The following is a 20102-nucleotide window of genomic DNA, read 5'->3' on the forward strand; positions in this document are numbered from 1 at the left end:
TTCAGTCCTTCTTGAGCGTGACGACCGGCAGGTACGCGGTGCGCGTGGAGCCGTCGATCTGTTCGAAGTCGAGGGTGTCCCACGCCTCGCGGTCAAAGCCGGCACCTTCGTGCAGGGCGTGGGAGAGCAGTGCGCGGATGGAGTTAATGTGGCGTTCCCCGGGCGGGAGCTGCTCCCAGGCCTCGGCCAGGCTGGCAGCGCCGGCGAACGCGGCGCGGATCGCGGCGGGGCTGGCTTTGCCGGTCCGCGGCGAGCGCACCCTGTCCGAGTCGCTGAAAGCGATTGGGTCGGCCAGCTTGGGCGGGGCCGCGAACTCGTCCGGGTCGAACAACTTGACCATGGCCAGGGACTCGAAGCCGGCGTTGAACAGCACCGGGCCGCGAACCAGACCGGGACGTTCGCGCTCGTATGGCAGGGACCGGATGGCCTGCTCAGCCTCCCGGAGGACCTTGCGGAGCCGGACGGACTGGCGGAAGTCGTCGCTCTGGACGTAGGTGTTCAGGCTTTCGCTGAGCTTGCCGTAGATCCGCTGGATCTGGCTGTGCTGGGTCCGCAGTTCCGCGACGAGGTTTTTCAGCGTCTCGCGTTCCTCATGGCTGAGGTCATCGGCGAACTGCCGGCTGAGCACCTCGCCGATCGCGGACCGGAAGCGCAGCTGCTGTTGCGGGTCCTCCAGGAACGCTGTGAAGGAACGGAACGTCCTGCCCTCGGGGCTTTGCCGGAGCCGTTTGTCCGCTTCCAGCACCTGGGCCATCGTGGCGCCTTTGCTGAGGGACTCCTCGATGATCTGGTTGCGGAGCTCGCCCACCAGCTCCTCGATCCGGTCACGCATCTTCTTGTAGTCCGCGGGCAGGCTCGCCGCGAGGTCCAGGATGTTCCCGGCGGCCTCCACGGCCTCCTCGTCCTCGAGCAGCCCGTCAAAGTCACCCGAGCTGATGTCCTCGATCAGCTGGCGCCGTTCGCCGATCTCTTCCTCAAGGGATTCCAGCCGGGCGCTCTGGTCCGGATTCGTCTCGTTGGCAAGCTTCTCGACGTCGCCCAGCAGCGTGCCGAGCCGGGACCCGTTGAGCGTGGAGCGTTCGCTGGAGAGGCTCTCCAGGAAGGCGATGACACGGGCCGCAGGTTCGGTCACCTCATACACGATCTGCCCGGACTGGTTCCGCCGGGTCAGGAAGTTCTTGCGGGTCCACTCATCGCCGAACGTCTTTCCGTTGGCTGCGCCGCCCAGCCCCGGGTCCTGGCGGCGGAGCTGCTCGAGGAAGGCGTCGACGTCGGCGTGGAATTGTTCCAGCGGAAGCTGCGGCCGGGTGCGGGTGAAGGATGCCTGCAGCACGGCGATCACCCATGGCGCAGAGCGGGTCAGCGCCCAGGCGGGACCCTTGGTAAGGAGTTCGAGGTCCCTCAGCCGGGCGCTGATGGCGTCGGCGGAGGACAGGGCGGAGCGGGACACGCACTCTCCTTACAACTGCCGTGGGGATCTGGATCGGGCAGCGGATAAGGAAAAACTGCCAGCTACAAGGTTAACGCAGGCCCCGGCTGTCATTCCCGGCCGCGCAGCACGAGGTACCGCAACCGGCCCGTGAGGCTACCGCAACCGCCCCGTGACCTACGCCCCGGTAGCATTTCGATCCCGTATCAAGAATCCCGGCACGGGCTGTCGGCTCTGGCTAGCGCACCTCCCGCACCCTACGCTCGGGCTACTGATTCAGCCGAAGCAATGGTGCAGGGGGAAGAATGCAGTTCGATCTAAGTGCAGTGGAAACGGCAACGCTGGTGTTCGTGGGAACGCTCGTGTTTGCGCTGGTAATCACACTTTTCATGATGACGGCGTCCTTCGCGGCCCTCGTGCTCGTGGGGGTTGGCCGGCTCGCCTGGATCATCGCCTCAACAGTCCTGCTGGGACTTGTCCACGGCATCAACCACCTCTGGGACCGGCTGGTCCACCACGCCTCCACGGTGGAACTTCCGGGCGACTTCGCCGGTGACTTCGTCGGGGATATCGCGGCGGAAATTATGGGCCAATCGGCCCCTAGTACCGGCACCTACCCGCGGGTAGTATTGCGGGACAGCTGAAGGGTCCTCCACCCACGGCGGATCCAGGGCTCGAGCCGGTGACCCCGGTTAGAGGAGATGCCCGATGAGCTCCGCCGTTGAGAATCCAGCAACCGACAATCCCGCCGACAGCCCCGCCTCGGATGTCCCCGTTCCGTCTGAGACGATTGGTCCCGACGCCACCGCGGCCGACGCGCGGGCCATCAGCGAAGCCGCCCGTGAGACCAGCTGGGACCGGCCAAGTTTCGCCAAGGGACTGTACCTCGGCAGTTTTGACCTCAACCTGATCCACCCGTGGCCGGAAGCCCCGGCCGACGACGTCGAACGCGGGGAAGCGTTTATGGCCCGCCTGACCGACTTCTGCCGCACGATGTCCGGGCGCACCATCGAGCGCGATGCGCTGATTCCGGATGACTACCTCAAGGGCCTTGCCGAACTCGGGGTGTTCGGCATGAAGATCCCCCGCGACTACGGCGGGCTGGGCTTGTCGCTGGTGTACTACGGACGGGCGCTGGCGCTGCTGGGCTCCGTGCACCCCAGCCTCGGCGCCCTGCTCTCCGCGCACCAGTCCATTGGCGTCCCCGAGCCGGTCAAGGTCTTCGGGACGCCCGCGCAGAAGCAGGAGTACCTGCCGCGCTGCGCCGCCGGCGCCGTCACCGCGTTCCTGCTGACCGAGCCCGACGTCGGCAGTGACCCCGCCCGGATGGGCAGCACCGCCGTCCCCACCGACGACGGGGAGTCCTACGTCCTGGACGGCGTGAAGCTCTGGACCACCAACGGCGTGATCGCCGAACTCGTGGTGGTCATGGCGGTGGTCCCCTCCCGCACCGACGCTGACGGCACGGCCCACAAGGGCGGCATCAGCGCTTTCGTCGTCGAAATGGACTCCCCCGGCATCACGGTGGAAAACCGCAACGCCTTCATGGGCCTGCGCGGCATCGAGAACGGCGTCACGCGCTTCCACCAGGTCCGGGTTCCAGCGGCCAACCGGCTGGGCCGCGAGGGACAGGGCCTGAAGATCGCCCTTTCCACGCTCAATACCGGCCGGCTCTCCATCCCGGGGCTCTGCGTCGGCTCCGGGCGGTGGAGCCTCAAGATCGCCCGGGAATGGTCCAACGCCCGCACGCAGTGGGGCCGGCCGGTGGGCATGCATGAAGCCGTGGGCAAGAAGATCGCCTTCATTGCGGCCAGCGCCTTCGCCCTGGACGCCGTGTTTGAGTTGTGCGCCGAAATGGCCGACGCCGGGCAGAAGGACGTCCGGATTGAGGCGGCCCTGGCCAAGCTGTGGTGCACCGAAATCAGCTGCCGGATCGCCGACGAGCTGGTGCAGATCCGCGGCGGACGCGGCTTCGAAACCGCGGACTCGCTGGAAGCCCGCGGCGAGCGCGCCGTGCCTGCCGAGCAGCAGCTCCGCGACCTGCGGATCAACCGGATCTTCGAGGGATCCTCGGAGATCATGAAACTGCTGATCGCCCGCGAGGCCGTGGACGCGCACCTCGCGGCCGCCGGAGACCTCGCCTCCGAGGACGCCAGCCTGTCCGACAAGGCCAAAGCTGCGGTCGGCGCGTCCGGCTTCTATGCGAAGTGGCTGCCGAAGCTCGTCGCCGGGGCAGGCATGGACCCGCGTTCCTACAGCGACTTCGGCCGGCTCGCCAAGCAGCTGCGCTTCGTCGAGCGGTCCTCCCGGCGGCTGGCCCGGCAGACCTTCTACGGGATGGGGCGGTGGCAGGCGAAGCTCGAGCACAAACAGGCGTTCCTGGGCCGGATTGTGGACATCGGGGCCGAACTTTTTGCCATGGCCGCCTGCTGTTCCCGGGCGGAAATGCTGCTGCGGACCGAGCCGGAGAAGGGGGCTTCCGCCTACGAACTTGCCGAGGCGTACTGCGAGCAGGCCCGCGTGCGGGTCGACGAATACTTCGACCAGCTCTGGAGGAATACGGACGACGGCGACCACGTCCTCGTCCGCAAGGTCCTGGCCGGCGAGTACGAGTGGCTGGAAGCCGGGGTCCTGGACCAGTCCGAAGGGACCGGGCCCTGGATTGCCGATGCCAGCCCGCGTGCGTCGGTGAAGGCGAACCTGCACCGGAAATACCGCTGAGCGGGCGCGTCATCCCGCTCCCGCCTCCCCTCCATAAGATAGTAAGCATCCTTGCTACCTTTGCCTGCCCGTGATTAGGTGGACCTGAGACCTGCCGCCGGTCTCCGCCTTGCGGTGCCCGGCCCAACCAGTGAGCGCGGGTCATTCAGTGAAAGTGAGCAGTCCTCATGAGCAACCCAGCAGGCCCCGAAGATAGCACTCCCCGGCGCGCCCGTGACGAGGATGGGGCCGTCAGCCAGGACGCCCGGATCCACGACGCCCGGCAGGATGCCGCCCGCCACGACACTGCCGGCACCAACGACACCCGTGTCATCCCGACCGGCGCCGGTTCCGACGCGCCCACCCGGGCCCAGGACGCGGTCCGCCCGGAGCCGACCCGCAGCCAGCCCGTCACCGCCGTGCGCCACGACGATGACGCACGTGATACGCCCGGACCGGACACTGGGGTCGAAGAGGTTCCCACCCGTGAAACTGTGGTGGCCCGCGAAAGAGAGCAGTTCGGCGGAATCCAGATCGGCTCAGCCTTCTTCGGCTGGCTCGCCGCCACCGGCATGGCTGTGCTGCTGACCGCGCTGGTCGCCGCCGCCGGCACCGCCGTCGGCCTCGCCACCAACACGGACATGAACGCAACGGTCACCGCCGGCAACGAGTCCGTGGGAATCGTCGGCATCATCGTGCTGCTGGTGATCCTGTTCGTGTCCTACTACGCCGGCGGCTATGTCGCCGGCCGGATGGCCCGCTTCAACGGCGCCAAGCAGGGGTTCATGGTGTGGGTCTGGGCCCTCATCGCCGCGGTCGTCATCGCCATCCTCGGCGTCGTGGCGGGCCAGCAGTACAACATCCTGGCCCAGCTCAACAGCTTCCCGCGCATCCCGGTCAACGAGGGCGAACTGACCACCACCAGCATCATCGCAGCAGTGGTGGTGGCCGCGGTCGCCCTGGTCGGCGCCGTCCTCGGCGGCACAGCCGGCATGCACTTCCACCGCAAGGTGGATCGCGCCGGGTTCGCCCCGGTAGACACCGTCCAGGAACGCTAGTCCGGCAGTCACCCGTCCGGACCTGCCGGGCGCCGGGCCACGCTGCCCGGTGCCCGGCAGCCTTTTAAGCGTCAGGGTGAGCAAGCCGGCCGTTCAGCCGAACTCGACGGCGGCGGCGTCAACGTAATACCAGCGGCGGTCCACCCGCACGAAGCGGCTCGTCTCATGGTGGACTCCCCGTTCGCCGTCGTGCCGGAAGTAGGCCTTGAACTCAACAGTGCCTTCGGTGTCCAGCGGGCCGCCGCGGGAAGTGGACAGGATGTCCAGCCGTCGCCACTGCAGGTCCGGATCCAGGTCAAGCTCGGCGGGCCGGGTCTCCGGATGCCAGGTCCGCAGCAGGTAGCCGGCGTCCAGCACGACGAAGGCGCTGTACCGGGCGCGCATCAGTTGCTCAGCCGTCGGCGCCTCCGCCTCCCCGCTGTGGAAACGGCCGCAGCACGCGCCGTACTGTTCCCCGGAAAGGCAGGGGCAGTTGCCGCGGAAAGGGGCCCGGGCGGGCTGGGAGTCGGCTCCCGGAGGGGCGGCGGCTGGGGGCGTCACAATTGTCCTTTCCGGAGGCCGGACCACGCCGGCTGGGCTCCTTCCGACTATAAACGCACGGTCCCCCGGGGCTGAGACGGCGGAACCGGTAACAGCTTTGACACGTCTCCTCGAAGAGGCCGCAAGGCTGCGTGTCCATGGGAAAAAGTCCGTATGGTTAAGGAGTGTTGCTGACCGCCGGTGGTGGCGGGAAGCGTCGCGGTAAGGCCAGCCAGGAGAGGTGAAATGGAAGATCCGACAACCATCGCCCTCAACCTGACCTTCTTAGGGACGCTGGCCGTGGCGCTCGTTATGTTCTTCGGTCTTTTTCTTGTTTTTGTGGCCACCCTGGTGATTGCGGGCGTCGGCAGGCTGGCTGCAGTGACCATTATGGCGGTGGGCCGCGGGCTGTTCAAGACCGCCGGCAGAACCGCCGAAGCCGTCCAGCGGGACCGCCCGGTCCGGGCCCTCGGGGCCACCCGACCGGCCCGGCCGTCGACTGCTGCCCAACCTTCAAATGCTGCCAAGCCGGCAAAAGCCGCGAAGCCGGACAAGCCTGCTAAGAAGGAACCTGCCCTGTCACCGGACTGGGCTGCCGCCGTCGCGCAGGCCGATGCCCGCGCCGCCGCCCGGACCAAGGCGGAGGCCGCCCCGGCTGTTAAGGTTTCGGTCCGCGAACTTCCCAGCCCCACGGCTCCGGCACGGGACGTCGCGGCCGTGGCACCACTCGTGGAGTCAGCCACGGACCGGAACGGCCAGCTCGGCACCGTCCCGCCGGCCTTCCAGAAGGCCCCGATGCCCGCTGCGAAGTACCTGCTCGACACCGGCTCGCTCGTTTCCCTCCCCGGCCGCCTTCCGCTGCCCCGGAAACCCCTGAGCGGGACTGCGCACAAACAAACACCCAAGCCGCAGGCCCAGGAGCGCAAAGCCGGCTGAGGGCCTTACCCCCGGCAGTCAAGTCGGCTACGGTGAAACCCATGGAATTCAGATACCTCGGGAATAGCGGCTTCAAGATCTCGGAAATCACCTTCGGCAACTGGCTCACGCACGGCTCGCAGGTGGAAAACGAGGTCGCCACCCAGTGCGTCCGGGCAGCGCTCGACGCCGGTATCAGCACCTTCGACACCGCTGACGTTTACGCCAACACGGCCGCCGAAACCGTGCTGGGCAAGGCCCTCCAGGACGAACGGCGCGAGTCGCTGGAAATCTTCACCAAGGTCTTCGGCCCCACCGGCCCCAAGGGCCACAACGACCTTGGCCTGTCCCGCAAGCACATTATGGAGGCCATCAACGGCTCCCTCACCCGGCTGCAGACCGACTACGTTGACCTCTACCAGGCCCACCGCTACGACTACGAAACCCCGCTCGAAGAGACCATGCAGGCCTTCGCGGACATCGTGCGGCAGGGTAAGGCCCTCTACATCGGCGTCAGCGAGTGGACCGCCAGCCAGATCCGCGACGGCCACGCCCTCGCCGAGGAACTCGGCTTCCAGCTGATCTCCAACCAGCCGCAGTACTCCATGCTGTGGCGGGTCATCGAGGCCGAGGTGGTTCCGACGTCGGAGGAACTTGGCCTTTCCCAGATCGTCTGGTCGCCGATGGCGCAGGGGGTGCTGAGCGGGAAATACCACCCCGGCAAGCCGGCACCGGAGGGCAGCCGCGCCACGGATGCCAAGGGCGGTTCGAAGATGATCGAACGGTGGATGTCCAACGAGGTGCTCACCGGCGTGCAGCAGCTCAAGCCGATCGCAGAGGAGGCCGGACTCACCATGGCCCAGTTGAGCATCGCCTGGGTGCTGCAGAACAAGAACGTGGCCTCCGCCATCATGGGTGCATCCCGGCCGGAGCAAATCGAAAAGAACGTGGCAGCCGCGGGCGTGAAACTGGATGCCGGAATCATGGCGAAAATCGACGATGCGATCGGCTCGCTCGCGGAACGCGACCCGGCACAGACCAAGTCGCCCGCGTCCCGGGAGGCGTAGGCCCATGACCTTCGCGCCCACGCTCGCCGTCACGGGTTCCACTGGGCACCTGGGCGGCATGGTGGCCCGGCAGTTGGCCGACGCCGGCAGCCGGCAACGGCTCCTGGTGCGCGACCTCAGCCGGGCGCCGGAACTGGAAGGCTCCGTCCCCGCCGTCGTCACCTACGCCGATCCGGTGCTCGCAAAGGCAGCCCTCGAGGGGGTCAAGACGCTCTTTATGGTCTCCGCCGCCGAGGCCGAAGACCGGCTGAAGCAGCACTGCAGTTTTGTGGACGCGGCGGCCGCAGCCGGCGTGCAGCACATCGTCTACACCTCGTTCTTTGGTGCGGCAGCAGATTCCACCTTCAAGCTGGGCCGGGACCACTTCGCCACCGAGGAACGGATCAAGGCTTCCGGGATGGACTACACCTTCCTGCGGGACAACTTCTACCTCGACTTCCTGCCGTTGCTGGCAGGCGAGGACGGCGTTATCCGCGGACCCGCCGGGGACGGCGTCATGGCGGCCGTCACCCGGGCGGACATTGCCCGGTCCGCCGTGACCGTGCTCCGGGACCCGGCCCTGCACATCGGCAAAACCTACGACCTCACCGGCCCCGAGGATCTTTCCCTGGCCCGGGCTGCGGAGCTCCTCACCGCCGGGACCGGCCGGACCATCACGTTCCACAACGAGACGCTCGAGGAGGCCTACGCCTCGCGCGCCTCCTATGGTGCCCCGCGGTGGCAGGTGGACGCGTGGGTGAGCACCTACACGGCGATCGCCGCCGGAGAACTCGCCGGGCCGACGTCGGCCGTGCACGAACTTACCGGCCGCGAACCGCTGGGCCTGGCACAGTTCCTGGCCGAGTCGCACACGATCTGATCGCCCGGCCGGCGGCTCCCGGGCTGGCAGAATTGACGTGGCTTGACGGCTTCCGGGCTGCGGCGTAGACCTGAGTACAGGTGACACCGGTCCAACACCGGGCTGGTCCGGAGCAGAATCGCAGCGCCATGCCAAAGCAGATGTCCCGACACTCGTCCATCCTGAAGACCCCGCGGCACGGCCGGAAGCTGACGCCGCACCCCGGGGAGCCAAGCCACGGCCCCCTGACGGCCGAGGAACTGCAGCTTGCCGCGCGGAACCACTCCATGCCGCTGGAAGCCCTGCGGAATGACACCACCCCGCCCGGGCTGCATTACCTGCTGAACCATTTCGACATCCCGTTCATCGATGCCGAGCAGTGGCACCTGCGGATCGGCGGCGCCGTGCAGCGGTCCCTGGAGCTGAACCTCAAGGCGCTGCGCCGGTCGCCGAGGATCAGTGTCCCGGTGACGCTGGAATGCGCCGGCAATGGCCGCTCGTTGCTGCGGCCCCGCCCGCTCAGCCAGCCCTGGCGGCTTGAGGCCGTCGGCACCGCGGTCTGGACCGGGGTGCCGCTCGCCTACCTGCTGGCCCAGGCCGGGGTGGACGACGACGCCGTGGAAGTGGTCTTTACCGGCGCCGACAGTGGAATCCAGGGTGGCGTCCGGCAACAGTATGCCCGGAGCCTTCCGATTGCGGAGGCGCTGCGGCCCGACATCGTGCTGGCCTACGGGATGAACGGAAACGACCTGCCGCCGCAGCATGGCTACCCGCTGCGGCTGGTGGTCCCCGGCTGGTACGGCATGGCGAGCGTGAAGTGGCTCTCCTCAATCAAGGTGATCACCAAACCGTTCGACGGTTTCCAGCAGGCGGTCGCGTACCGCTACCAGCAGGACGCTGACGACGCCGGCATCCCCGTCACCTGGATCAAGGTCCGCTCGCTGATGGTCCCGCCGGGCATCCCGGACTTCTTCACCCGGAGCCGGATCGTTCCGCCCGGGCCGGTGATGCTGACAGGCCGGGCCTGGTCCGGGGAGGGTGCGGTGCAGCGCGTCGAGGTGGGGATCGACGGCAAGTGGGCGCCGGCGCAACTGGAACATCCGGCCGCGCCCTTCGCCTGGTGCGCCTGGTCCCTGCCCTGGGTGGCTGACCCCGGCGAACACGAGCTGGCCTGCCGCGCCACGGACGCCACCGGTTCCACCCAGCCCCTGGAGCAGGTCTGGAACTACCAGGGGATGGGCAACAACGTGGTGCAGCGGGTGAAGGTGACGGTCGAGTAGGCGGCCGCGCCCTCGGCGTTCGGTGGCCTACCCCTAGTAGTCCACGATCGCGCCGGCGGAGATGTTGACCGTGGCGTCGGTGATGGCCCCGGCCTTGTCCGAGGCCACAAAGCAGGCGACGTTTCCGACGTCGGCCAGCGTTGCGGTGCGGTTCAGGTGGGCGGACTTGGCGATCTCCACGATGATCTCCTCGCGCCCCTCCGTCTGCCACGGGATCGTCTCGATAATGCCGCCGGACACCATGGTGACCACACGGATGCCGTGCTTGCCGAGCTCCAGGGCCCACTGCCGGCGCAGCCCGTCCATCGCATCCAGGGCCACCTTAAAGCCGCCGAGCCCGGGCGCGGTCTGGGGCCCCGACCCGCCGAACATGAGCACCACCCCCGAGCGCTGCTTGATCATGTGCGTTGCCGCGGCCCGGGTGGTCAGGAAATGGGTGCGGGTAGCCAGGCTGATGGGCTGGGTGAAGTCGTTGACGTCGATGTCCATCAGCGGCTGCTGGATGTCGCCGAAGGAAATGACGTTAAAGGAGATGTCGATCCGTTTCGTCTTCTTGGCCACCCGGTCCACAAACGCGTCGACCTGCTCCTCGTCCAGGGCATCGACGACGGAAGTTTCCGCCCGGCCGCCCTCCTCCTGGATGTCCCGGGCCACCTTTTCAAGCGGCGACTCGGAGCGGCCGGCGAGGTGGACGAAGGCGCCCTCCGCCGCGAAAGCCCGTGCCACGGCTCCGCCGATGGAACCCCCCGCACCATAGATCAGCGCGGTCTTGCCCTTCAGCAGTCCGTTTCCCGGCACCTCGTTGTTCAGCATGGTCGCCTGCCTCCCACGGTGGAGTGGTGAATTCCCTCAACTATGTTCTCGCCGCGGTTCGCTGGCAAGAGGGCGGATCAGTTCACGTGGCCAGGGTTCCGCGGACAATGCTCACGCTGGAGTGCGCAGGATTGCCGTCGACCGGTTCGTCGGAGACGTCCACGATCGGGTACTCGCCCAGATCCAGGCCCGCCGGGACGGCAAAAGTCCCGGACTCGGAGGTCATGACGCCCAGGCTCACCAGCCGGGAGAGATCGGGCGCGATCAGCCAGACCTCCTGGTAACCGCGGGCCTCGTTCTTGTCGACCCGGACTTCCAGGGTGCGCTGCCCGTCCGTGGCTTCGACGACCCGGGCCGAGCCGGTGGCGGAATGCTGGTCCACGGGCGCAAGTTCGGCCTGGGCCAGCGGGGTGACCGCCGGCTGGTTCTGTTGCACGGACCAGAAGACGCCACCCGCCAGCAGTACTGTCGCCGCGGCAGCCGCCAGCCACACCCCGGGACGGCGGATCCAACCGGAGCCTCCACCGGGTTCCTGCTTCCGGGCTGTTCTTTCCTCCCGGGACAAGAGCGGCGTCGGGGAGCCGGACGGCGCCGGGGACGGTGGCGGCTGTGACGGCGGCTGCGGGCGGGAATCCCGCGACGTCGGGGATGCAAGCGGGTCGGCGGCGACGGCGGTGGAAAGTCCCAGGGCGCTGTGAATACCTGCCCACACCTGCGGTCCCGGTGACTCCAGCGCATCGTCCAGTGGTCCGGGCCTCGCCGCCACGACGGCGCGGCGGAGGCCCATATAGTCCGCTGCACAGCTGGCACAGGAACGGAGGTGGTCCGCGGCGTCGTCTCCGAGCTCTTCGCCAAGGGCCAGCAGGCTCAGGGACTCCGGATCAAGATGTTGCACGGTCTACCTCCAATCGGCTTCTGAGCTGGGACAAGCTGCGGCGTATGTGGCTCTTGACCGTACCAAGGGGCAGGTCCAGTTTCTGTGAAATCTGCGAATGCGTGAGGTCGTCGTAGAAGGCGAGCTTGAGGATGGATCCTTGCGGCTCCCCCAGTCTCTCCAGTTCCCCGTCCAGCAGCAGGCGGTCGGCCAGCACCTCTGCGGCGGCGTGTCCGGCCGCCCGTTCCGGATCCGGAGAGAGCTCGACGGCGGCCAGGACCTTACGGGTTTCCCGCATCGAAGCCGCCTGCGCGTCCGTGACCACGTTGCGGGTGATGCCCACGATCCACGCCGGCAGCCGCGCCTTTCCCGGGTCGAACGCAGACCGCGAGCGCCACACCCGGATGAACACTTCCTGGGTGACATCATCGGCCGCGGCGTTGTCGCGCAGCGAGCGCAGCGCCAGCGTGTGCACCAGGGGCGCGAATTGCCGGTACGCCTCGGCCAGCGCGGTTTCGTCTCCGGCGGCAAAGGACTGGTTGAGCTCCGCATCCCAAGCGGAAGAGGCCTCGAAAGGTGCCAAGCCCGGCTCCTTCCCCCCGCTGGTGGCGACGATGACCGCAGCATCCTGAATCATGCCGGCACCGCCGTGACAATCACATTGTCGCCGTAGTCCTGCTGTTCGTCCAGCCATCGGCCGCCGCATGTCACCAGCTTCAGCTCGGGCGGGCCGTCCCGGCGGAAGACGGATGCGCCATCGAACGCGTCCTTGTCCATAAGTTCCACCCCGGTCACCCGGAAGGTCAGGGGGGAGGCGCCTTCGCGCTGCACCGTCACGAGGGTACCCGGAGCGAGCGATTTGAGTTGGGAAAAGGGCGCCGAATCGGAGGTTGTGTCGACGTGCGCCGCGACCACCGCGGTACCGGCATCGGATCCGGGGGCCGGGCCGAAGCGGTACCAGCCGGCCTCGTCGAAAGGCTCCGGGATCTCCATCGCCCCGTCTGGACTGACTCCCACCTCCACGATCGGCATGTTGATGGTGGTTGCCGCCACGGTGAGGAAGCGCGGTGCCGGGTCCTTGGGCGTCTGGGCCAGGGGGGCTGCTGGCCGTACCGGGATGGCTGTCCCCGGGACGGGGGCGGTGGTGGCCGCCGGCGGGGACTGCGGAGGCTCGGTGCCGGGGCGGCCGGTGTCGGGGGCGGCTCTCTCCGTTGCTGTTCTCTCCGTTGTCACGGGTGGCGGGGTGGCTGTTTCCTGGGGCGCGGTGCAACCCGCGATCAACAGCGCCATCGTGACGGCGGCGGCCGCGATCCTCGCGGAGGAGCCTCGCGCTGCGGTGCGGCGACCTGGAGCCGGGGGGCGCCGGGTGGCCGCCGTCGTCGTGCCCTTCACGTCCGTCCTCCTGCCGTGTGTTGGAACCCAGGCCCCGGCCGCCCGGCGGGTAGCCGGGCGGCCGGGGCTAGCGGTTGATGCCTAGCGGGTGCGGCGGAGCGCCGGCTGCTTGCGGGATACAGCGACCCCGCCGGCCAGCAGCAGAAGAACCGCGGCACCGATGCCTACCGTGGCGGCTGTCTGACCGGCTGCGGTCCCGGCGTCAGCGGCGCCGGATCGTGCACCGGGAACGCCGGCGGGAGCGGAGTGCAGACCCTCGATGTTCTGCACGGCCAGCTGCAGGTTGTTGTCCGCGAGGCTGCCCCACGCGTACACCACAGTGTGGGTGCCTTCCGCGACCGTCACATCGGCCGGGCCGATCACCGGAGCCGTGGTGCCGGCGGCGGCCACCGCAGCGGACAGGGTGCCGGGGTCCAGCGTCAGGGTCTCTTCATTGGGGTTGGTCAGGCCTGAGATGACAGGTGCCCCGCCGGCGAGGACGTCCACGGCCGGTGCTGCTGCCGTGTGGCGGACAGTGAGCTTGCCCTTGCCGGGTTCGATCTGTGAAACGTCGTTAGTGAAGAAGTTGGCCGTCGGATTGCCCTCTGCATCGAGGTTGGCCACGGCCGTGTAATTTCCGCTGGCGGCGAGGGTGACCGTCACCGGCCCGATCACGGGGGCGGAAGCATCGGCGGCATCGGCGGCGGTGATGGCAAGGTCATAATCCCCGGCCGGCAAGGCCAGCGGACCAGCCAGGGTGCCGGGGGCGAAATCATCAAGGGTGCGTTCGCCGTTGACCCAGACGTCAACGGTAAGTCCCGGGACTCCGTGGAGAACGGAAAGCTGGGCGTCGGACTCGGCCGCCTGGGCGGGGCCGGCAAGGGTAAGAGCTGCCGCGATGGCCACGGCGCCTGATGTGAAAAGGCTGGTACGCATTTACATCTCCTTCAACGGCCCGCCAGGCGGGCGATTTTTGCTTACACCCCTACTACCGGCGCACGGGGCCGTTTGGATGCACATGCATGCAGGCATTTATTTGAAGGAGGTTCAGCGCAGGCGACGGGCGCGGCTGTGCAGCGCAGGCGCCCGCCATAACGGGCACAACGCAGCGGGCACAACGCGGCGGGCACAGCTAAGCGGCCGGGCGTCTCATGTGAGCTGCCCGGCCGCGGCTGGAGATGTTCTGAGCGTCCTAGATGCGCGGCGTGTTGTCCGGGCCGGCGGGAACTTCCGGGCCCGAGGCCGGGGGACCGCCGATACCGTAGAAGCCCGTCTGGCCCTCGGCCGGCCCGGCCGGAGGCACCGCAGGCACCGCAGGCACAATCGCAGGGCCGTCCCCCGGATCCCGCGGCCCCATGTCCAGATGGAACGGCGGGTATTCGTCGCGCATCAGGGAAACGTAGGCGGCCACGCGGTAGGTCCAGCGGTTCAGCCCCATAAGGAAGTCGAAGAGGCCCCGCGAGTAGACGCCGGTGAACAACAGGATGAGACCGGCGATCAAGACCAGCAGCCCGAAGAGGGAGAGCCCTGCGCTCACCTGCACCCAATCGCCGTCGCGGTACTCCCAGGTCGTCTGGGCGGTCCCGGTCAGCAGCGCGATGATCAGCAGGTGCGGGATGGCCAGCAGCCAGGACTTCACGAGCACGAGGCCCCGGGAGAGCTTCTCGGGATAGTCGACGTCGAAATCGGCCGGGTAGTCCGTGCGCTCCAGGGTGAAGGGCGGGTAGATGTCCGTGCCGAGCGCCCCGTACGAATAGAAGGCCACCCGCCAACTCCAGCGGATCACTCCGACATTGAAGTTGAACAGCGAGCGCGGGTAGCGCCCGGTGAACAGGATCGCGAACCACGCCACGATAGTGACCACGCCGAAGGCAAACCAGAGGAAGAAAAGCACGATGAAGTGCGGGATCGCCAGAAGCCACTTAACCAGCCACTTCCAGCGGGACAGGTTCGAGTCCAGGTAGCCGCTGAGCCGCGCCGGATAGACCACGCCGGCACCCGGCGGGGCTCCCGCCACCGCGCCGGCCCCCGCGCCTGGCACGGTGCCCGGCACAGCGCCTCCCATGTAGAGCTGGGGGGCAGAGGCCGCGGACGAGGGCTGCAGCTGGCCGGGGTAGGCCTGGGGCTGGCCGGGGTAGGCCTGGGGCTGGCCGGGGTGGGGTGGTCCGCTCTTACCGCGGCCCAGGCCGGCGGCGCCAACAACGATCAGGGGAACACCGATGAGCAGGAACACGATTCCACCGACCAGCAGCCCGATAAAGACGGGCCACAGCAGGTTGGAGCGGGCTCCGGCTTTCATGTCCACGACCACCGGGGCGCTGCCGTCGGCGTTCATGATCACCACCGCCCAACTGCCGGACCGCAGGTCCCATTCGAGCTGCTGCTCCCCCGCACCGCTGGCGGACGCGGCCCAAAACCCCTGGTCCGCAGGCCGCGCCGGAACCTGGGCTCCGGCCACGTCCCGGTAGTCCACCCGGAAGGGGCTGAACCGTACGTCGGCGATTTCTGAGTGGCTGACGCCATCCAGATAGGCCGCCACATCGCTCCGCGGTCCGATCCCGATGAAGATCTCCTTGCCGGCAGCCGCCGAGCCGCCCAGCATGACAGTTCCCACCACACCGACCGGGGCGGTGTCCGGCACTCCTTCGTCGGCCATGATGTCGAGACGCGGTGTTGTCAGGGCATAGGAGTTCGTGACGTACCGTTCCGATGGTGTCGTGAAGTATCCGTTGTCGCGTTGCAGGTAGTTGGCGAACCCTGCGGCGCCGGCAGCGGCCAGCAGCCCCAGTCCGAGAAGTGCGCTGAGCGTGCCCAGCACCAGCATGACTATCCGGCCTGGTCGCATGGCCGCCGTCCTTTCAGATGACTTAGATCAGCTGACTCAGCTCGTAATTGAGGTGAGTAGGGTGCGTGCCCAGCCCTCCGCTTTCTCGATTTCGCCGTCGCGCAGCGGCCCTTCGCTTCCCTTCACGTAGAAGGGCATGGGTTCGGCGATGATGTCTGCCCCGCCTGCCTTCAGGGCATGCGTAATCTTCTTGGCGGCGTCGCCGTGGATAAACATCCGGACACGGGTGTCGAACGCCGCGGCCTTTACCCCCTTGAGGGAACCGTTTCCCAAGGCCGAGAGCAGCGCGGTGATTTTCGGCGTCGGGCGCCATCCGTTGATCGGGCTGCCGACCACCAGGAGGTCCCCGGCCGCGAGCGCGTCGGGCTTGAAGTCGCCGACAGGTACGGAACTCGCCTGCAGCCCGTCAAGGGAACCGGCGATCGCCTCGGCTACCGATCTGGTGTTGCCGTACGCCGAATCGTAGACAACCAGGGCTTTCATGCCGTGATCACGACCTTGAGCGCCTTCGTTTCCGCGGCCCGGGCGAACGTGTCGTAGGCCTCCAGGAACTGGTCGAAGCTGAAGTGATGCGTGGCGAACTTCTCCGCCGGCACCTTCTTCTGGGCCACGAGTTTGAGCAGCATCGGGGTGGTGTTGGCATTGACCAGGCCCATGCTGATGTTGATGTTCTGGATCCACAGGTTTTCCACATGCAGCTCCACGGACTTGCCGTGCACGCCGACGTTGGCCACGTTGCCGCCAGGACGCACGATGTCCGTGCACATGCTGAAGGTCGCAGGGATGCCGACTGCTTCGATCGCCACGTCGACGCCCTGCCCGTCGGTGAGTGCGAGCACCTGCTCCTTCCAGTCGGCGTCGCCGGAGAGGACGACGTCGGTGGCGCCGAACTCGCGGGACTTGTCCAGCCGGTTCGCGTCAAGGTCGATCGCGATGATGGTGGCGGCTCCGTAGAGCCCGGCGGTGGCGATGGCGGCGAGGCCCACCGGTCCGGCACCGACGACGGCGACCGTGTCACCGGGCTTGACCCGACCGTACTGCACGCCGATCTCGAAGCCGGTGGGGAGGATGTCGGAGAGCATCACGGCCTGTTCGTCGGTGACGCCCTCCGGGAGCAGGTGCAGGGAGTTTTCGGCGTAGGGCACGCGGACGTACTCGGCCTGGGTGCCGTCGATCAGGTGGCCGAAGACCCAGCCGATGCCGGAGGCTCCTTCCTCACCCATGCAGTGCGAATACAGGCCGGTCTTGCAGTTGGCGCAGTGGCCGCAGGACTTGATGCAGGAGATGATAACGCGGTCCCCCACCTTCAGGCTGGTGACCGAGGAGCCGACGTCGGTGATGGTCCCGACGCCCTCGTGGCCCAGGATCCGGCCCTTGGTCACGGCGGGAACATCCCCTTTGAGAATATGAAGGTCCGTTCCGCAGATCGTGGTGGTGTCCACTTTGACGATCACGTCACTGGGATTCTGGATCTTCGGATCGGGAACGTCCGTCCAGGACTTTTCACCGGGACCGCCATAGACGAGGGCTTTCATGCGTTCTCCTTGATTCTGAGGATGTTCGGCGGATCCACGATGCGCAGCCGGCACGGTGTGACGGAGGCGTCGATGCCCGATGACACGACTGAGCGGCTGGCATGCTCGTGAAGTTCTTCAATGGCCTCGGCCGTCACGCGGGCGTGGGCGAGATCCACCACGATCTCGTACCCGGGCAGCTTGGCGGTCACTCGGCGGCAGACGACATAGAGGGCCCTGACATTTGCAGGCGTAACAACGCCCCGCACATTGACCCACGCCGACTCGTCAATGGCGTCGATCCGGATGAGCACCCTGATGCGCGGATCCCCGTGAGATGGGTGCGCGTAGTACGCGCTGGCCCGGTTTCCGTGCTGCCTGTGCGTCATGCGGCGTCAGAGCTCCCGCGCGGCCCATAAGGCGGACCCAAAGGTGTAAAAATTGCTGTAGACGGTCATAGTGGATGCGGTCTCCTGCCCTGTTCCCGCAGACACGGGCAGTGCAGAATGCCTTTTCCTTCCCCAAGGTTCGAGCGAGACCGTGCAACTGACAAGCAAGCGGTTCATCCCCAATGGCCGTGCAGGAACCGCCCCAAATTCAGCTTGGTGGGTGCGTGTTCCCGGGGCAAGGGACGAAAGTCCCTTGTCCGGCGGGAAAGTGTCCGGCGGGAAAGTGTCCGGCGGCCGAGCGGGACCGGATTGATGCTGCGGCGGGTCCGGATTGGCGCTGCGCGCTCCGGCCCATAGCCTGTTGCCTATGCCAAAGACTCCTGCCGACGCCGTGAACCACCTCGTGCTCGCTGCGGCGCGGGTCCCCGGCGAGACGGCCCTGTACGACGTGCACGTGGTCGATGGAGTGGTTTCCCGGGTCGCTCCCGCCGGGATGCCCGGTCTTCCGGGATCCCAGGTCGTTAATGTGGACGGCCGCTGCGTCATCCCGGGGCTGTGGGATGAGCATGTCCACATGACGCAGTGGGCCCTCGCCGCCAACCGGCTTGACCTGTCCGGTGCCGCCTCGGCGCGTGCGGCGGCCGACGTCGTGCGTTCCGCTCTGTCCGGACCCGGCTCTGCGGTTGAAGGCGGCAACGGGCTGACGGTGGTGGGTGTCGGCTTCCGGGACGCCGTGTGGGCGGACGTACCCAGCCTGGAACTGCTCGACGGCGCCACCCGCGGCCTGCCGACGGCGCTGCTCAGCCACGACCTGCACTGCGTCTGGCTCAACAGCGCGGCCGCTTCCCGCTACGGAGTGCCGGTGGACTCGTCCGGCCTGCTGCGCGAGGAACCGGCTTTTGAACTCACCCGTGAGCTGGGCAAACTGCCGGACGCAGTAGTGGACGCCTGGGTGCGGGAGGCCGCGCAGGCGGCGGCTGCACGCGGGATCGTCGGGATTGTCGATTTCGAAATGACCTGGAACCGCGATGTGTGGCTGCGTCGTGTGGCTGGCGGTTTCGATTCCTTCCGGGTGGACGCCGGCGTCTATCCGCAGGACCTGGCGCGGGCCATCGCAGAGGGCCTCCGGACCGGGCAGGAGCTCGACGGCAGGGCGGGGCTGCTGCGGGTCGGCCCGCTCAAGATCCTGATTGACGGCTCGCTGAACACCCGCACGGCGTTTTGCGTGGACCCGTACCCGCACGGCGGCCGCGGGCTGCTGACCGTGAGCGAGGCGGAACTGCTGGATTGGCTGGTCCGGGCCCGTGAGTGCGGCTTTGTTCCGGCGGTGCACGCGATCGGCGACGGCGCTAATGAGGTGGCACTGAATGCTTTCGCGGCGGCCGGAATCGCGGGGCGGATTGAGCATGCCCAGTTTGTCCGGGGCCAGGACTTCGCGCGCTTCGGCGAGCTGGGGCTGACGGCGAGCGTCCAGCCCGCCCACGCCCTGGATGACCGCGATGCTGCCGAATCCAACTGGGCCGGGCGCACGGAACGGGCTTTCCCGCTGCGATCGTTGCTGGCTGCCGGGGCCACCCTGGCGCTGGGCTCCGATGCGCCGGTATCGCCGCTGGAGCCGTGGACCGCGATGTCGGCGGCCACCACCCGGGCGCGGCAGGACGGTCGGGAGCCCTGGCACCCGGAGCAGGCGCTCACCCGGCAGGAGGCCATGGTCGCGTCAACGCGCGGGCGGGGACGGATCCGAGTGGGGGATCCGGCAGATCTCGTGGTGCTCGACGGCGACCCGCTGGCGGTGGCGGACGCCGTCTTTGCGGCGATGCCGGTGGCCGCAACGCTCGTGGCCGGGCGGTTCACTTTCCGAGGCGGAGTCTGACCGGCCGGAACTAGTTGCCCCTGACCCGAGCCTGGACGAGGTTGGCGAAGGGCAGCCGGCCGTACTCCTCCACGAACGCGGCCTGGTACCCGGCTTCGGCCGCGGTCAGCTGCTCAACGGGCAGCTCCTTCCACGCGACGAGCAACTTGTTGGCGGCAGCGAGCTGCCAGATGAGCCGGCCGTCCCAATGGCCGGGTGGCTTGCCTTTGCCGAAGTCGACGAATTCCTGGATCTGCCGGCGCAATCCGCGGTTGCCCTTGCTTCCGGGGCCGGCCTTGCCCACGTACAGGACATCGGCGCCGTCGACCCATTCGGTCCCGAGCGCCTCCGCCGTCAGGGTGGGGTCCTTCTTCTTGAAGATGCCGGCAGCGCTCTTAGCAAGGAACTGCGGCCGGAAGCCCTCGGGCCGCAGCACCGCGAAGATCCCCGGTTTCTGCGGGATGCGGTTGATATCGAGGTCGCCGAGCGCCCGGAACCCGGTGAACCCATCCTGTTTAAGTGATTGTCTGGTGATCGGCATGGGTTCCTTGAGTCGGTGCACTGGGCGTTACCTCAAAGCTTACGGATATGCACCTCCGTGGCCGCTTTTAAAGTCACAGGTGCCCGATAGCCTGTTT

General features: G+C 67.7%; 20 protein-coding genes. 8 read left to right on the forward strand and 12 right to left on the reverse strand.

Annotated elements, in window-relative coordinates; translation table 11 throughout:
• Position 1: 1 nt before the first annotated feature.
• Positions 2-1450, reverse strand: coding sequence for a DUF3375 family protein (locus ABIB29_RS06470; RefSeq protein ID WP_354171146.1), 1449 nt, complete (start codon positions 1448-1450; stop codon positions 2-4).
• Between the two features lie 284 nt (positions 1451-1734).
• Here ABIB29_RS06470 and ABIB29_RS06475 point away from each other — a divergent pair, with 284 nt between their 5' ends.
• The 3 genes from ABIB29_RS06475 to ABIB29_RS06485 all read left to right on the forward strand — a co-directional run bounded on the left by ABIB29_RS06475 (position 1735) and on the right by ABIB29_RS06485 (position 5187).
• Positions 1735-2073, forward strand: a complete 339-nt coding sequence (locus tag ABIB29_RS06475) for a hypothetical protein (protein ID WP_354171148.1) — start codon at positions 1735-1737, stop codon at positions 2071-2073.
• A gap of 64 nt (positions 2074-2137) precedes the next feature.
• A complete protein-coding gene (locus ABIB29_RS06480) occupies positions 2138-4150 on the forward strand; it encodes an acyl-CoA dehydrogenase family protein (protein WP_354171149.1) in 2013 nt (670 codons plus the stop codon).
• A gap of 167 nt (positions 4151-4317) precedes the next feature.
• Positions 4318-5187: a TIGR04086 family membrane protein gene (locus ABIB29_RS06485; RefSeq protein WP_354171151.1), complete on the forward strand. Its 870-nt coding sequence runs from the start codon at positions 4318-4320 to the stop codon at positions 5185-5187.
• Positions 5188-5280: 93 nt separating this feature from the next.
• Here ABIB29_RS06485 and ABIB29_RS06490 read toward each other — a convergent pair whose 3' ends face one another.
• Positions 5281-5727, reverse strand: a complete 447-nt coding sequence (locus ABIB29_RS06490; RefSeq protein WP_354171153.1) for a YchJ family protein — start codon at positions 5725-5727, stop codon at positions 5281-5283.
• Between the two features lie 225 nt (positions 5728-5952).
• Between ABIB29_RS06490 and ABIB29_RS06495 the strand changes: the two genes are divergently transcribed.
• The 4 genes from ABIB29_RS06495 to ABIB29_RS06510 all read left to right on the forward strand — a co-directional run bounded on the left by ABIB29_RS06495 (position 5953) and on the right by ABIB29_RS06510 (position 9806).
• Positions 5953-6642 carry a hypothetical protein gene (locus tag ABIB29_RS06495; protein ID WP_354171155.1) on the forward strand — a complete coding sequence of 230 codons (690 nt, stop codon included), beginning with the start codon at positions 5953-5955 and terminating at the stop codon, positions 6640-6642.
• A gap of 41 nt (positions 6643-6683) precedes the next feature.
• Entirely contained in the window at positions 6684-7688 is a 1005-nt protein-coding gene (locus ABIB29_RS06500) for an aldo/keto reductase family protein (protein WP_354171156.1), read from the forward strand.
• 4 nt (positions 7689-7692) lie between these two features.
• On the forward strand, positions 7693-8547 hold the full coding sequence (locus ABIB29_RS06505; RefSeq protein ID WP_354171158.1) for an SDR family oxidoreductase: 855 nt from the start codon (positions 7693-7695) through the stop codon (positions 8545-8547).
• Between the two features lie 140 nt (positions 8548-8687).
• Positions 8688-9806, forward strand: a complete 1119-nt coding sequence (locus tag ABIB29_RS06510) for a sulfite oxidase (protein WP_354171575.1) — start codon at positions 8688-8690, stop codon at positions 9804-9806.
• Between the two features lie 33 nt (positions 9807-9839).
• Here the strand turns inward: ABIB29_RS06510 and ABIB29_RS06515 are convergent, their stop codons facing one another.
• From ABIB29_RS06515 to ABIB29_RS06555, 9 genes are all read right to left on the reverse strand, one after another.
• Complete coding sequence (locus ABIB29_RS06515) at positions 9840-10619, reverse strand: SDR family NAD(P)-dependent oxidoreductase (protein WP_354171160.1); 780 nt, start codon at positions 10617-10619, stop codon at positions 9840-9842.
• Positions 10620-10701: 82 nt separating this feature from the next.
• Positions 10702-11514 carry an anti-sigma factor domain-containing protein gene (locus ABIB29_RS06520; RefSeq protein ID WP_354171162.1) on the reverse strand — a complete coding sequence of 271 codons (813 nt, stop codon included), beginning with the start codon at positions 11512-11514 and terminating at the stop codon, positions 10702-10704.
• Positions 11501-12130 carry an RNA polymerase sigma factor gene (locus ABIB29_RS06525; protein ID WP_354171163.1) on the reverse strand — a complete coding sequence of 210 codons (630 nt, stop codon included), beginning with the start codon at positions 12128-12130 and terminating at the stop codon, positions 11501-11503. The genes ABIB29_RS06520 and ABIB29_RS06525 overlap by 14 nt, the downstream gene beginning before the upstream one ends.
• Positions 12127-12885 carry a sortase domain-containing protein gene (locus ABIB29_RS06530; RefSeq protein ID WP_354171165.1) on the reverse strand — a complete coding sequence of 253 codons (759 nt, stop codon included), beginning with the start codon at positions 12883-12885 and terminating at the stop codon, positions 12127-12129. Before ABIB29_RS06530 ends, ABIB29_RS06525 begins: the two co-directional genes overlap by 4 nt.
• Positions 12886-12966: 81 nt before the next feature.
• A complete protein-coding gene (locus tag ABIB29_RS06535; protein WP_354171166.1) occupies positions 12967-13800 on the reverse strand; it encodes a DUF4397 domain-containing protein in 834 nt (277 codons plus the stop codon).
• Positions 13801-14056: 256 nt separating this feature from the next.
• On the reverse strand, positions 14057-15709 hold the full coding sequence (locus ABIB29_RS06540; protein ID WP_354171168.1) for a DUF4389 domain-containing protein: 1653 nt from the start codon (positions 15707-15709) through the stop codon (positions 14057-14059).
• 36 nt (positions 15710-15745) lie between these two features.
• Positions 15746-16192, reverse strand: a complete 447-nt coding sequence (locus ABIB29_RS06545) for a flavodoxin family protein (protein WP_354171170.1) — start codon at positions 16190-16192, stop codon at positions 15746-15748.
• Positions 16189-17244 carry a zinc-dependent alcohol dehydrogenase family protein gene (locus ABIB29_RS06550; protein ID WP_354171172.1) on the reverse strand — a complete coding sequence of 352 codons (1056 nt, stop codon included), beginning with the start codon at positions 17242-17244 and terminating at the stop codon, positions 16189-16191. The genes ABIB29_RS06545 and ABIB29_RS06550 overlap by 4 nt, the downstream gene beginning before the upstream one ends.
• A complete protein-coding gene (locus ABIB29_RS06555; protein WP_354171174.1) occupies positions 17241-17612 on the reverse strand; it encodes a hypothetical protein in 372 nt (123 codons plus the stop codon). Before ABIB29_RS06555 ends, ABIB29_RS06550 begins: the two co-directional genes overlap by 4 nt.
• 367 nt (positions 17613-17979) lie before the next feature.
• On the opposite strand from ABIB29_RS06555, the gene ABIB29_RS06560 reads away from it, so the two are divergent.
• Positions 17980-19485 (forward strand): amidohydrolase, encoded by a 1506-nt coding sequence (locus tag ABIB29_RS06560; RefSeq protein ID WP_354171176.1) that lies wholly within the window; start codon positions 17980-17982, stop codon positions 19483-19485.
• A 10-nt stretch (positions 19486-19495) separates the two neighbouring features.
• Here the strand turns inward: ABIB29_RS06560 and ABIB29_RS06565 are convergent, their stop codons facing one another.
• Complete coding sequence (locus ABIB29_RS06565) at positions 19496-20005, reverse strand: hypothetical protein (protein ID WP_354171177.1); 510 nt, start codon at positions 20003-20005, stop codon at positions 19496-19498.
• Positions 20006-20102 lie beyond the last annotated feature (97 nt).

Origin of the sequence: Arthrobacter sp. UYEF36 (assembly GCF_040547025.1) — a bacterium.
Taxonomy (GTDB): domain Bacteria; phylum Actinomycetota; class Actinomycetes; order Actinomycetales; family Micrococcaceae; genus Arthrobacter.